Here is a 12,957-nt window from a genome sequence, read left to right on the forward strand (position 1 = left end):
GGTCTTTTCCGGGACTGTGCCCGGATGCCACGGTTTGTGTGGCGAGATTACATCAGTTTGCGTCGACGTGTCACCTGAATATCGAGATCCGTGATTTTTTTGCGCAGCGTGTTCCGGTTGATCCCCAGCAAATCGGCACATTTTGCCTGATTTCCTCCGGTCGCATCCAGAGCGATTTCGATCAACGGTGCCTCGACCTCGCGCAGAATGCGCTGGTACAGACCCGGTGGCGGCAGCATGTTTCCATGAAGGTCGAAGTAACGCCGCAGATGCCGCGCAACCGACGACGACAGTTTTTCTCGTTCGCTCCCGCTCAGCAGTGGTTCGGCCTCGGGCTGGCTGCCCAAGACGGCCTCGACCTCGGACTTGGTGATTTCGTCGGATCGGCTTGTCAGGCTCAGCCGCCGGATCGCGTTTTCCAGTTGCCGCACGTTGCCAGGCCAGGAATACCGGCGCACAAGTTCGATCGCGTCAGGGCCCAACCGCCGCTTTGTGCCGTTTTCGCGTTCTTCACGGGCCAGAAAATGCTCGGCCAGCAACAGGATGTCGTCGACCCGCTCGCGCAGGGCTGGCACATGGATGGTGGCACCGCAGAGGCGGTAGTAAAGGTCCTGCCGCACCCGCCCGCTTTCCATCGCCTCGGTCAGGTCCGACTGGCTGGTCGCCATGAAGCGCGGAACGTGGTCGCCGGGCGTATCCATCATCCGCACGATCCGGGCCTGGATTTCATCGTCCAGGTCTGCAATCTCGTCGATCAGCAAGGTACCGCCGCGCACTCGGGCCATGACCCGGGCCGGACCCTCCAGGTCGCGCAGGTCTGCTGCTGTAGCAGTCACGAAGGGCAGTGTCCGTCGGTCTGAGAAATCGTGAATTGCCCGCGCAATCAAAGATTTGCCCGTTCCGCTTTCACCTGAAATCATAACCGAAAGATCGGTATTCATGACCCGTGCCACCAACCTGTACAGGGCCTGCATCATCGGTGTTCGGCCGACCAATGGCAGCTCGTCGGGGCGGTCTTCGGATGTGTCCGCGGGTTCGATCTGAACCCGTTGCTTGCGGTCCAGAGCGCGGGCAGTACGCTTCATAAGATCCGGCAGGTCGAACGGTTTGGGCAAGTAATCATAGGCATCCGCCTCGGCCGCCTGGATCGCCGTCATGATCGTGTTCTGGGCCGAGATCACGATCACCGGCAGACCCGGCCGGTCCTGCGCGATCTTGGGCAGCATTTCCAGCCCGTTGCCATCGGGCATGACCACGTCCGAGATCACCACGTCGCCCTTGCCCTCGCCGACCCAACGCATCAGCGTCGTCAGGGACGAGGTCGCATGCACCTTGCAGCCCGCCCGCGTGAGGGCCTGGGTCAGAACCGTCCGGATCGTTCTGTCATCATCTGCAACCAGTACCGTGCCATCCATCTGGTGTTCTCCTTTATTATTCTTTGCCCTGCCCTGCCTCGCGCGGTGCGCGGCGCAGCGACAGCCGGAAGACTGTCCGCCCCGGAACCGACTCGGCCGTGATCCAACCGTCGTGGTCGGACACGATCTTACTGACCAACGCCAGGCCAAGGCCGGTGCCGTTCTCCTTGCCGGATACGAACGGGTCGAAAATGTCGCCGCGGATGTCCTCGGGCAGGCCCGGGCCATCGTCGATGATCTCGATCTGCAGCGGTAACGAGTGGCCCGAGCCATCACTGCGCCGCAGGCGGAAGGAATGTTCGAAATAGGTGTGCAGGCGGATAATTCCGCCCTCGGGGCCTGCTGCCTCGGACGCGTTCTTGAGCAGGTTCAGAACCACCTGTAACAGCTGATCCGGGTCACCATAGGCCAGTGGCAGCGACGGGTCGTAATCCTCGATGATGGTCATGTCCGCGCCAAAGCCCAACAGCGCCGAGCGGCGCGCGCGGTCTAGGACATCGTGGATGTTGACGGGCTTGAACTCGGGACGCGAGAGGTTTCCGAACTGCTCGACCTGCTCGAGCAGCTTCACGATCCGGCGACTTTCGGCCACGATAAGATCTGTAAGCTCAAGGTCTTGCGGGCCGATATTCATGCTCAGCAACTGCGCGGCACCGGTGATCCCGGCCAGCGGGTTCTTGATTTCATGGGCCAGCATCTCGGCCATGCCGATCGCCGACTGCGCCGCCGATTTGACCGTGTTGCCGCGGGTCATGCGGCTGGCCAGTTCGCGCGGCGAGACGATCATGATCATCGACCCCGGGTGCCCCAGCAAAGGCGCGATCTGCAGCGCGCATTGCAGCGGCGCGCGATTGCCCGAGCCCACGTCCACGTCATTAACGAACAGCGGCGTGCCCTGCTCGCGGGCGCGCGTGAACGCCTCTTCCAACGGCGCGTCCACGGCGATCTGGTCCCAGACCGGATGCCCGACCACCGATTTGCGTGAGGCGTTCAGGAATCCCTCACCCGAGGAATTGACATCCGCGATGCGATCCTCGGGGTCGATGATGAAGGCGGGAACCGGCAGCGATGCCCAGATGACCTGATCCGAAATCATGCTGCCACCTCGGCATTTTCCGCCAACGCGTCGCCGATCAGCCGCAGAACTTCGGCCGGATCGCGCGCGGTCAGGACCGCGCGGCGCAGCGACGCCGGCGTTCCGGCCTCGTCCATGTACCAGCCCAGATGCTTGCGTGCGACACGCAGCCCCAGATCGGTGCCATAGAACCCCAGCATCGCTTCATAATGCGCCCGCACCATGTCGGCCAGATCGTCGCCCTCGGGAACCTCTGGCGCCGGCGTCCCCCACAACTCGTGCGCGATCTGCGCCAGCAGCCACGGTTTGCCCTGCGCGCCACGGCCCACCATGACGCCATCCGCGCCCGACTGTTCCAGCGCCGCCTGCGAACGCTCGGGGCTGGTGATGTCGCCATTGGCCACGACGGGAATGCTGACGGCATCCTTGACGGCGCGGATCGCGGCCCAATCCGCCTCGCCCTTGTAGAACTGACAGCGCGTGCGCCCGTGGATCGTCACCATCTGGACGCCGGCCTCCTGCGCCCGCCGCGCCACGTCCGGCGCGTTCAGCAGCGTGTCGTCCCACCCCAGTCGGGTCTTGAGCGTCACCGGCAAATCTACCGCACCCACAACCGCCTCGATCAGGGTCAGGGCGTGGTCGGGCGTCTTCAACAGGGCCGAGCCGGAATAACCGTTCGTCACCTTCTTGGCCGGGCAGCCCATGTTGATGTCGATCACACGCGCGCCCCGGTCGGCAACCTGCCGCGCGGCCTCGGCCATCCAATAGGCGTCGCGCCCGGCCAGTTGTACGGCGGTGTTTTCCACATCCGCCGACAGCTCGGCCCGTTCGCGCACGCCGGGCTTGGCCTGCACCATTTCCTGGCTGGCGACCATCTCGCTGACCACCATCCCGGCGCCGAACCGCATGACGAGGTCGCGAAACGGCCGGTCGGTGATTCCGGCCATCGGCGCCAGCAGAACCGGCGGGGTCAAAGTTTTCTCGGCAATTCGCAGCGTCAACGTGCCTAATCCTTGAGCAATTGCGGGTTTCATATCGAATCCGGGGCATATGAACAACAAATCCGCGACCAACAAGCCCGCAAAATCATCATGTGCCTAATTTTTAATCGACTTACCGCGAGTGATTGCCTCTGCTTTCACCGCCGCCTAAACACGGAAGCCAAACGAAGGTCGGAAATTCAGACATGACAACCGCCGCAATCATCGTCGCCGCCGGGCGCGGCCTGCGCGCCGGAGGGGGCCAGCCCAAGCAGTGGCGCCCCTTGGCCGAGCGGCGTGTGGCCGACTGGACGATCGAGCGGATCAGGGCGCAGGTGCCACTGGTCGTGCTGGTCCTGTCCCCCGATGACCCCGAGGCTTGGGCGGACTTCGCCGACAGCGGCCTGATTCTTGCGCCCGGCGGCGCAGACCGAGCCGAATCCGTGCGCAACGGGCTGCAGGCGCTGGCCGATCGCGGCGTCAGCAAGGTTCTGATTCATGACGTAGCTCGGCCCTGTGTCAGCGCGCGGGTCATTGGTGACGTGCTGGCGGCCCTCGACACCCACGCCGCCGCGGCGCCGGGGCTGCCCGTCACCGATGCGCTGTGGACCGGAGAGAACGACCAGGTAACCGGCACCCGAGATCGCGCGGGCCTGTTTGCCGCGCAGACGCCGCAGGGGTTCCGCTATGACGCCATCGTGTCCGCGCATGCGGCGCATCCCGGCGGGGCCGCCGATGATGTCGAGGTTGCCCGCGCCGCCGGGATCGACGTGGCCATCGTGCCGGGCGACGCGGACAATCTGAAAATCACACGGCCCGAGGATTTTGCCCGGGCCGAACGCATATTGAGGTCAGACATGGATGTAAGGCTGGGCAACGGATATGATGTGCACCGGTTCGGGCCGGGCGATCACGTGATCCTGTGCGGCGTTGAGGTCCCGCATGATCGGGGGCTGCAGGGCCATTCCGACGCGGATGTGGGCATGCACGCCGTCACCGACGCGATCTATGGCGCGCTGGCGCAGGGCGATATCGGCCAGCACTTTCCCCCGTCCGACCCGCAATGGAAGGGCGCCGCCAGCGAGATCTTTCTGCGCCATGCGGTGGATCTGGCCGCGCACATGGGCTTTCGCATCTCGAACGTCGACTGCACGCTGGTCTGCGAATACCCCAAGATCGGCCCGCACGCTGCGGCGATGCGGCAGAAAATGAGCGAAATCATGGGGCTGGACGCCGACCGCGTGTCGATCAAGGCCACCACGTCCGAGCGTCTGGGCTTTACCGGGCGCAAGGAAGGCATCGCCGCTATCGCGACCGCCTGTCTGGTGAAACCATGACCCTGGCGCGCCTGATCGGAACCGTGGGCGGGGTCGGTTACCTGCGCCCTGCCCCCGGCACCTGGGGCTCGCTGGCCGCACTGCCTTTGGCCTTGGCGCTGCACCTGCTGGGTGGCTTCCCGCTGCTGGCCGTCGCAACCGTCGCCGTCTTTGTGGCCGGCACCTGGGCCACAGGTGTCATGACCGCCGGGCAGGACGATCACGACCCTTCGGAGATCGTCGTCGACGAGGTCGCGGGCCAGTTCATCGCCATCTGGGCCGTGTCCTATCCAGCCTGGGCGCATGACATCGCGATCACCGCCCTGTGGCCGGGCTGGATCGCCGCGTTTTTGCTGTTCCGCTTGTTCGACATCACCAAACCCGGCCCCATCGGCTGGGCCGACCGGCGCGGCGACCCCTTGGGCGTGATGCTGGACGACGTGATCGCGGGCGCGTTCGCGGCCGCGGGGGTTCTGATCCTGGCCGGGATCGCACATGGAGTACTGGGCCTATGACCGTCGCCGAACTGCTCGACCGCGCCAAGGCGCTGAACGTCATGATCGCCACCGCCGAAAGCTGCACGGGCGGCATGGTTGCCGCCGCGCTGACCGACATTCCCGGCAGTTCGGCCGTGGTTGACCGAGGCTTCGTCACCTATTCCAACGCCGCCAAGCAGGACATACTGGGCGTGCGCGCCGACACGCTGGCGGCCCATGGGGCCGTCTCCGAAGAGGTCGCCCGCGAAATGGCCGAGGGTGCGCTGGCGCATTCTCAGGCGCAGCTTGCGGTCTCGATCACCGGCATCGCGGGGCCCGGCGGGTCCGAGTTCAAACCCGAGGGCCGGGTTTGTTTCGGCCTCGCCGTCACAGGCCAGCCCACCCTGACCGAAACCGTCGAGTTCGGCACCGCGGGCCGCGCCAATGTCCGACGCGCGGCGCGGGATCATGCGCTTAAGCTGCTGGAAAACGGCCTTTCCGAAGTCGCCTAAATTTTTGGCACCCACCCGGACAAGGCGCACTTTTTGTCACCACTTGGAAAAAGGACGCCAAAACAGGCACCTTTTTCACAGCCTGCCTCTTTTTTCCTCGGCCGCCGTTCGGTTGAACCCTCAGCACGTCACTCACACCGCGCCCCTTGGCGCAGCTACAGGAAAGAGGAGAACGGCCCAATGAACGGAGCCGATACCGCCTGGATCATCGTCGCGACGGCGCTGGTCTTGTTCATGACCTTGCCGGGCCTCGCCCTGTTTTATGGCGGGCTGGTGCGCGCCCGCAACGTGCTGAGCGTTTTCATGCACTGTTTCGCGATCGCCTGCTTGATGAGCATCCTGTGGCTGGTCGCCGGGTATTCGATCGCCTTCGGTGACGGCGGTTCGGGCCTGTGGGGCGGGCTGGGCAAGGCGTTTCTGAACGGCGTCGATGCCGACAGCCTGTCAGGCACCCTGCCCGAGGTGCTGTTCTTTGCCTTCCAGATGACCTTTGCCATCATCACTCCGGCTCTGATCGTAGGCGCCTATGTGGAGCGCGTGGGCTTTGGCTTCGTGTTGGTCTTCTCGGGCCTTTGGATGCTGCTGTGCTATGCGCCGGTGGTTCATTGGATCTGGGGCGGCGGCATCCTGACCGATGGCGGCATTCTGGGCGAAATCGGCGTGCGCGATTTCGCCGGTGGCATCGTGGTGCACGAAACCGCCGGTCTGGCCGCTCTGATCATCGCGTGGGTCCTGGGGCCGCGCAGGAACCGCACCACCCCGCCGCACAACCCCGGATACGTCATGATCGGGGCCGCGATGCTGTGGGTCGGCTGGTTCGGCTTCAACGGCGGCTCGCAGCTGGCCGCGGATGGCGGCGCGGCCATGGCGCTGACGGTCACGCATATCTCGGCCGCCACCGCATCGCTCAGCTGGGCGCTGTGGGAGCGGATCAAGTACGGCAAGGCCTCGCTGGTCGGTCTGGTCACCGGAACCATCGCGGGTCTGGCCTCGATCACGCCGGCCTCGGGCTATGTCGATCCGGTTCAGGCGCTGATCATCGGCGCGGTCGCCGGCATCCTGTGCCAAGAGGCGGTGAACGTGGTCCGCAACGTGCTGAACATCGACGATACGCTGGACGTGTTCGCCGTGCATGGCGTGGGCGGCATTTTCGGCACCATCATGATCGCCGTTTTCGGCCTGGGCGCCTGGACCGCGCAGCTGGGCGGGCTGGTGATCGTGGGTGTCTTTACGTCAGTTGTCACATTTGTGCTGATCAAGGTGGTTGCGCTTGTCACCCCGCTTCGCGTAGACGCCGAGACCGAGACGAACGGGCTCGACCTGTCGGTCCACGGCGAACGGGCCTATGACATGAGCAGCTAAGCCCACCTTGGCTGGCTCGACTGCCCATCCGGGCATCAAGCGGACCTCTTGCGAGGTCCGCTTTTCTTTTGGGCCAACCCCTCTCGACATCGGGCCGGTCGGCAGGCTATCAGCCCGCAACGTCATTTCAGCACCGAGGTCCCGCCATGATCCCCAGTTCCTTTCCCGACAGCACGGAAATCGCCCGCCTGACCGCGCGGATGCTGCTGGAGATCAAGGCGGTGCATTTCAACGCGCGCGAGCCGTTCACGCTGGCCAGTGGCCTGCCCAGCCCCACCTATATCGACTGCCGCAAGCTGATCTCGTACCCGCGCATCCGGTCGACCCTGATGGACTTCCTGACGGTCACCGTCATGCGGAATGCCGGCTTCGAAGCCTTCGACAACATCGCCGGCGGTGAAACCGCGGGCATTCCCTTCGCCGCGATGGTGGCCGAGCGCATGGCCCTGCCGATGACCTATGTGCGCAAAAAGCCCAAGGGCTATGGCCGCAACGCCCGGATCGAAGGGGTCATGACCGAAGACCAGCGCGTGCTTCTGGTCGAGGACCTGACCACTGATGGCGGCTCGAAACTGTCCTTTGTGGACGCGATCCGCGAAACGGGCGCCACCTGTGGGCATACGGCGGTGATCTTCTACTATGGCATCTTCCCCGAAACCGAAAAGACGCTCGGCGATCATGGCGTGCAGTTGCACCACCTGTGCACCTGGTGGGACGTTCTGGCCGAGGCCAAGGCGCAGGGCACCTTTGACGCGGAAACGCTGGACGGGGTCGAAGCCTTCCTGAACGACCCGCGCGGCTGGCAGGAGGCCAACAAGAGCTGACTATCTGGCCATTGTTGACGGCCGGGAAACACTGGCCGTCAGCCTTGCTGCCTATCCACAAGATGTTGACGAATGACCAGTCCCTGCGGCAAGATGCAGGAGCGGAAGATATGCACAGCATATCCCCAGAAAACATACAATTTGCCCCGACTCACGGGGCCGAGATATGACCTTTGTCCCATGGGGACAGCGAGAGCAGCAATGAACGAGATCAGCAGTATCGAGCAGGCAGCGGCGCAGATTCAGAACGCCGAGACCATGCCGCATTCCATCGAGGCCGAACAGCAGCTTCTGGGTGCGATCCTGACCAACAACGACCTGTATGACCGGGTCGCCTCGATCATCGGGCCCGAGCATTTCTATGACCCGGTCCATGCCCGTATCTATGAGGTCGCCGCCGCGCGCATCGCCAAGAACGCGCTGGCATCGCCGGTGACTCTGAAATCCTTCATGGCCGAGGACGAGGGTTTGAAGGAACTCGGCGGCCCGGCCTATCTGGTCAAGCTGGCCGGGGCCTCGATCAGCGCCTTCGCCGTGCATGACTATGCCCAGATGATCTATGATCTGGCGATCCGGCGCGAACTGATCCGGCTTGGCCGCGACATCTCGGACAAGGCCGCGCGGGTCGAAGTGGCCAGCGAACCCAAGGAACAGATCGTCGAGGCCGAACAGAAGCTCTACAAGCTGTCCGAACAGGGCCAGACCGAACAGGGGTTCAAATCTTTCCTCAAGGCTGTGACCGAGGCGGTGAATGTCACCAACGAGGCCTATCAGCGCGGCGGCGGCATGGCCGGGATTTCGACCGGGCTGGCCGATCTGGACAAACAGCTGGGCGGGTTGCACCCGTCGGACCTGATCATCCTTGCCGGGCGTCCGTCGATGGGTAAGACCTCGCTGGCGACCAACATCGCGTTCAACGTGGCCAAAGCCTATAAGCGGGGTCAGCGCGCCGATGGTACCGAGGGTGCGGTGGACGGCGGCGTCGTCGGTTTCTTCTCGCTGGAAATGAGCGCTGAGCAGCTGGCCGGACGGGTTCTGGCCGAGGCGTCCGAGATCTCCAGCCACAAGATCCGCCAAGGGGACATGACCGAGGACGAGTTCCGCCGTTTCGTCGATGCGGCCAAGGCGCTGGAAGCCTGTCCGCTTTACATCGACGACACGCCGGCTCTGCCGATCAGCCAGCTGGCGGCCCGGGCGCGGCGGCTCAAGCGGACGCATGGGCTGGACCTGCTGGTCATCGACTATCTGCAGCTGTGCCGAGGCATGTCCGACAACCGCGTGAACGAGATCGCCGAGATCTCGATGGGTATGAAGGCTATCGCGAAAGAGCTGAATATTCCCGTCATCGCCCTGTCGCAGTTGTCGCGTCAGGTCGAGAACCGCGACGACAAGCGCCCGCAGCTGTCCGACCTACGCGAATCCGGCTCGATCGAGCAGGACGCCGACGTGGTGATGTTCGTGTTCCGCGAGGAATACTACAAAGAGCGCGAAAAGCCTGGAGATCACGAGCTGGAGAAGATGGAAGAGTGGAAGCAGGCCATGGAACGCCTGCACGGCAAGGCCGAGGTCATCGTCGGCAAGCAGCGCCACGGCCCCATCGGCACGGTCGAGCTGTCCTTCGAAGCGCAGTTCACCCGCTTTGGCAACCTTGTCAAACCCTGGCAGCAGGGTAGCCAGATCGAAGGCTACTAAGCCTATCAGGCCCGAATCCATGTGCCGCGGCCCAATGCGCCGGATGAACGATCTGGATCAGCCAACGGTTTTGGCCCGGATAGGCGGACAATGCTGGCAGGCTGTCTTGCCCGCGTTCAAGCCCGCCCGGACCTGCGCAACCCGGCTACAAGCCGCCCATGGCAAGGACTTTACGCGCGTTTGCAGCGCATTCCCCCTTGACCTCGTGCGGCGCAATGTCATGAACGGGTCATGAGTACTGCACGTTTGACGATCAACCTTCATGCGCTGGCCAGTAACTGGCGGGCGCTGGACGCAAAAACCGATGTCGAGACCGGCGCCGTGGTGAAGGCCGACGCCTATGGTCTGGGCGCCGGACCTGTGGCCAACACGCTGGCCGAAGAAGGCGTCCGCAAGTTCTTTGTCGCCGTTGCCGAGGAAGGAGCCGCCGTCCGCCAAGCGATTGGCCCCGGCCCCCTGATCTGCGTCTTTTCAGGCCATATGGAGGGCGACGCCGACCTGTTGCGCGATCACGACCTTGTGCCGCTGATCAACTCGCCCGAGCAATTCCAACGCCACCTGCAGGCGCTACCGGTCCATCCGTTCGGGATTCAGTTGGACAGTGGCATGAACCGCCTCGGGCTGGAGCCTTCCGACTGGGCCGCTCTGCGCAGCCGGGCCGAGGCGCTGAACCCTGTCGTGGTCATGTCGCACCTGGCCTGTTCGGACGAACCGGACCATCCCATGAACCGGCAACAGCTGAAAACCTTCCGCGAGATGACCGATGGCGTATCGGCTCCGCGTTCGTTGGCGGCCACCGGTGGCCTGCTGCTGGGGCCGGAATTCCACTTTGATTTCTGTCGGCCCGGCATCGGCCTGTATGGCGGCTTGCCCTTTGCGGGCGCCAAACCTGTGGTCACCGTCGATCTGCCGGTGATACAGGTGCGCGAGCTGGCGATCGGAGAAACCGTCGGCTACGGCAACACGTGGAAAGCCCGGCGCCCCTCGCGGATCGCAACCGTGGCTGCGGGTTATGCCGACGGGCTGCACCGCGCCATCGGTGGCGGCATCGACACCTTCGCCGGTGACCTGCCCTGCCCCGTCGTCGGACGCATCTCGATGGATCTGATCACCGTCGACGTGACCGACCTGCCGCACACGCCCGAACGTCTGCGCATTCTGAACGGCCACCAGACGGTGGACGACCTGGCCGAGGCCGCGGGCACCATCGGGTACGAGATCCTGACCTCACTCGGCAGCCGCTATTCGCGGGGCTATGTCGAATGAACCCACTCGCATGGCTTGGCGAACTGGGCCGCGCGGTCCTGAACCTGCTGGCGGCGTTCGGCCGCGTGGCGCTGTTTGCATTGGATGCTCTGTCACACATCTTTCGACCGCCGTTCTACCCGCGTGAACTGGGCATGGCTCTGCTGAACATCGGCTGGCTGTCGCTGCCGGTCGTAGGCCTGACGACCATATTCACCGGCGGCGCGCTGGCGCTTCAGATCTACGCCGGCGGCGCGCGTTTCAACGCCGAGGCCGTGGTGCCCCAGATCGTCGCCATCGGCATGGTCCGCGAGTTGGGTCCTGTCATGGTCGGCCTGATGATTGCCGCGCGCGTCACCTCGTCGATCGCCGCCGAGATCGCCACAATGAAGGTGACCGAGCAGATCGACGCGCTGGTCACCCTGTCGACCCACCCGATGAAATACCTGGCGGCCCCGCGCGTTCTGGCCGCATTGATCACCGTCCCTGTTCTGGTTGCCGTGGGCGACATCATCGGCATCGCAGGCGGTTATGCGGTGGCGACACAGAACCTCGGTTTCAACCCGGCAGCCTATCTGAAAAACACGGTCGATTTCCTCGAGCCGCTCGACATCCTGTCCTCGCTGGTCAAAGGGGCGGCGTTCGGGATGATCGCGGCGATCATGGGCTGCTATTTCGGCATGCATTCGGGACGCGGCGCGCAAGGCGTGGGCCGCGCAACCAAGGGCTCGGTCGAGGCCGCCGCAGTCCTGATCCTTGCCGCCAACTTCGTTCTCACGGGGGTGTTCTTCTCGCTATGATCCGAATGGAGAACGTACACAAGGCCTTCGGCGACAACCATATTCTCAGGGGCATGAACCTCGAGATTGCCAAAGGCACGTCCATGGTGATCATCGGTGGTTCGGGCACCGGAAAATCCGTGGCGCTGAAATGCATCCTTGGCCTGATCAAACCCGACAGCGGCAAGATTTTTGTCGATGGGCAGGACGCCCGGACCGGCGACCGAGACGCCTTTCTGGCCAGGTTCGGTATGCTGTTTCAAGGCGCGGCCCTGTTTGACTCGCTGCCCGTCTGGCAGAACGTGGCCTTCCGCCTGCTGCGCGGCTCGCTGAAACGACCGACGGACGAGGCACGTGAAATCGCGATCGAGAAACTGCGCCGCGTGGGCCTGCGCGCCAAGGTGGCAGATCTGTATCCCTCCGAGCTGTCGGGCGGCATGCAGAAACGCGTGGGTCTGGCCCGCGCCATCGCCGCCGAGCCCGAGATCATCTTTTTCGACGAACCCACCACCGGCCTGGACCCGATTATGTCGGGCGTCATCAACGACCTGATCCGCGAGATCGTGACCGAAATGGGCGCCACCGCGATGACCATCACCCACGACATGAGCTCGGTCCGCGCGATTGCTGACAACGTGGCGATGCTGCATGACGGGGTGATCCAGTGGACCGGCCCGGTCAGCCAGATGGATTCCTCGGGTGATCCTTTCGTCGAGCAGTTCATCAGTGGGAGTGCCGAGGGACCGATCGAGGCGGTGCGGTAGGTCTATTCTACATCCATCCACAGTTTCGCTTTTTCTGAAACATCACCGGGCAACACCTCAGCCCGGCGTGTTTCCAAGTTCAGCAAAACACATTTAAACACAGCGATGAAAGCCGTTTCACCGTCCGCTACTTTTCTAAGCGTGTGGCGGAAAGTCATGGATTTCTTTCCAATTTCCAGAATTTCGCTCTCCATTTGGATCGCTTCGCCTGAACCAAGTTCCTGCCGGAAGTCGCTGTTGATATTCACCACTGCGAAGGAAAGCCGCCTACCGCTCCGCATATCGTCTGCCGTCAAGCCCATTTCGGCCTGCATGGCGAAAACGGAATCTGAACATGCTGCAAAATACCTGGATACATTCATGTGCCCAAGGAAATCGCAATCGGAAGGATCAACCACCGACTTGAACGCCAAATAGGCGGGCATAGAAATTATCTCCTTGCCGAATGACTTTACATGACTTCACTTGTACACGTTATCACATCATTCAGTCGAAGAAAGCGTCGTCCATAAACCCT

Annotated in this window: 13 protein-coding genes; 9 read left to right on the top strand and 4 right to left on the bottom strand. The window is 63.5% G+C overall.

What is annotated here, in order from left to right; translation table 11 throughout:
- Positions 1-47: 47 nt before the first annotated feature.
- The 3 genes from ACR0NY_RS03535 to dusB are packed head-to-tail and all read right to left on the bottom strand — an operon-like array spanning position 48 to position 3,524.
- The gene (locus tag ACR0NY_RS03535; protein ID WP_170368555.1) at positions 48-1,415 is read right to left on the bottom strand and encodes a response regulator; all 1,368 of its coding nucleotides are present in this window, start codon (positions 1,413-1,415) and stop codon (positions 48-50) included.
- 16 nt (positions 1,416-1,431) lie between these two features.
- Positions 1,432-2,511 (bottom strand): two-component system sensor histidine kinase NtrB, encoded by a 1,080-nt coding sequence (locus tag ACR0NY_RS03540; protein ID WP_170338366.1) that lies wholly within the window; start codon positions 2,509-2,511, stop codon positions 1,432-1,434.
- Positions 2,508-3,524, bottom strand: a complete 1,017-nt coding sequence (gene dusB / locus ACR0NY_RS03545; protein ID WP_170338364.1) for a tRNA dihydrouridine synthase DusB — start codon at positions 3,522-3,524, stop codon at positions 2,508-2,510. Before dusB ends, ACR0NY_RS03540 begins: the two co-directional genes overlap by 4 nt.
- Before the next feature lie 152 nt (positions 3,525-3,676).
- On the opposite strand from dusB, the gene ACR0NY_RS03550 reads away from it, so the two are divergent.
- From ACR0NY_RS03550 to ACR0NY_RS03590, 9 genes are all read left to right on the top strand, one after another.
- Positions 3,677-4,807: a bifunctional 2-C-methyl-D-erythritol 4-phosphate cytidylyltransferase/2-C-methyl-D-erythritol 2,4-cyclodiphosphate synthase gene (locus ACR0NY_RS03550; RefSeq protein ID WP_170368556.1), complete on the top strand. Its 1,131-nt coding sequence runs from the start codon at positions 3,677-3,679 to the stop codon at positions 4,805-4,807.
- A complete protein-coding gene (locus tag ACR0NY_RS03555) occupies positions 4,804-5,301 on the top strand; it encodes a phosphatidylglycerophosphatase A family protein (RefSeq protein ID WP_170338361.1) in 498 nt (165 codons plus the stop codon). Before ACR0NY_RS03550 ends, ACR0NY_RS03555 begins: the two co-directional genes overlap by 4 nt.
- A complete protein-coding gene (locus tag ACR0NY_RS03560; RefSeq protein WP_170368557.1) occupies positions 5,298-5,774 on the top strand; it encodes a CinA family protein in 477 nt (158 codons plus the stop codon). Before ACR0NY_RS03555 ends, ACR0NY_RS03560 begins: the two co-directional genes overlap by 4 nt.
- 180 nt (positions 5,775-5,954) lie before the next feature.
- Positions 5,955-7,136: an ammonium transporter gene (locus ACR0NY_RS03565; RefSeq protein ID WP_093962246.1), complete on the top strand. Its 1,182-nt coding sequence runs from the start codon at positions 5,955-5,957 to the stop codon at positions 7,134-7,136.
- Between the two features lie 146 nt (positions 7,137-7,282).
- On the top strand, positions 7,283-7,960 hold the full coding sequence (locus ACR0NY_RS03570) for an orotate phosphoribosyltransferase (protein WP_170338357.1): 678 nt from the start codon (positions 7,283-7,285) through the stop codon (positions 7,958-7,960).
- A gap of 201 nt (positions 7,961-8,161) precedes the next feature.
- Positions 8,162-9,652, top strand: a complete 1,491-nt coding sequence (locus ACR0NY_RS03575) for a replicative DNA helicase (RefSeq protein WP_170338355.1) — start codon at positions 8,162-8,164, stop codon at positions 9,650-9,652.
- 231 nt (positions 9,653-9,883) lie between these two features.
- Entirely contained in the window at positions 9,884-10,918 is a 1,035-nt protein-coding gene (alr, locus tag ACR0NY_RS03580; RefSeq protein WP_170338353.1) for an alanine racemase, read from the top strand.
- Entirely contained in the window at positions 10,915-11,697 is a 783-nt protein-coding gene (locus tag ACR0NY_RS03585) for an MlaE family ABC transporter permease (RefSeq protein ID WP_170338351.1), read from the top strand. The genes alr and ACR0NY_RS03585 overlap by 4 nt, the downstream gene beginning before the upstream one ends.
- Positions 11,694-12,440 (top strand): ABC transporter ATP-binding protein, encoded by a 747-nt coding sequence (locus tag ACR0NY_RS03590; RefSeq protein ID WP_170368558.1) that lies wholly within the window; start codon positions 11,694-11,696, stop codon positions 12,438-12,440. The genes ACR0NY_RS03585 and ACR0NY_RS03590 overlap by 4 nt, the downstream gene beginning before the upstream one ends.
- A 2-nt stretch (positions 12,441-12,442) precedes the next feature.
- Here ACR0NY_RS03590 and ACR0NY_RS03595 read toward each other — a convergent pair whose 3' ends face one another.
- Positions 12,443-12,865: an acyl-CoA thioesterase gene (locus ACR0NY_RS03595; RefSeq protein WP_170338348.1), complete on the bottom strand. Its 423-nt coding sequence runs from the start codon at positions 12,863-12,865 to the stop codon at positions 12,443-12,445.
- Positions 12,866-12,957 lie beyond the last annotated feature (92 nt).

This window comes from Ruegeria sp. BJ5 (assembly GCF_056537865.1).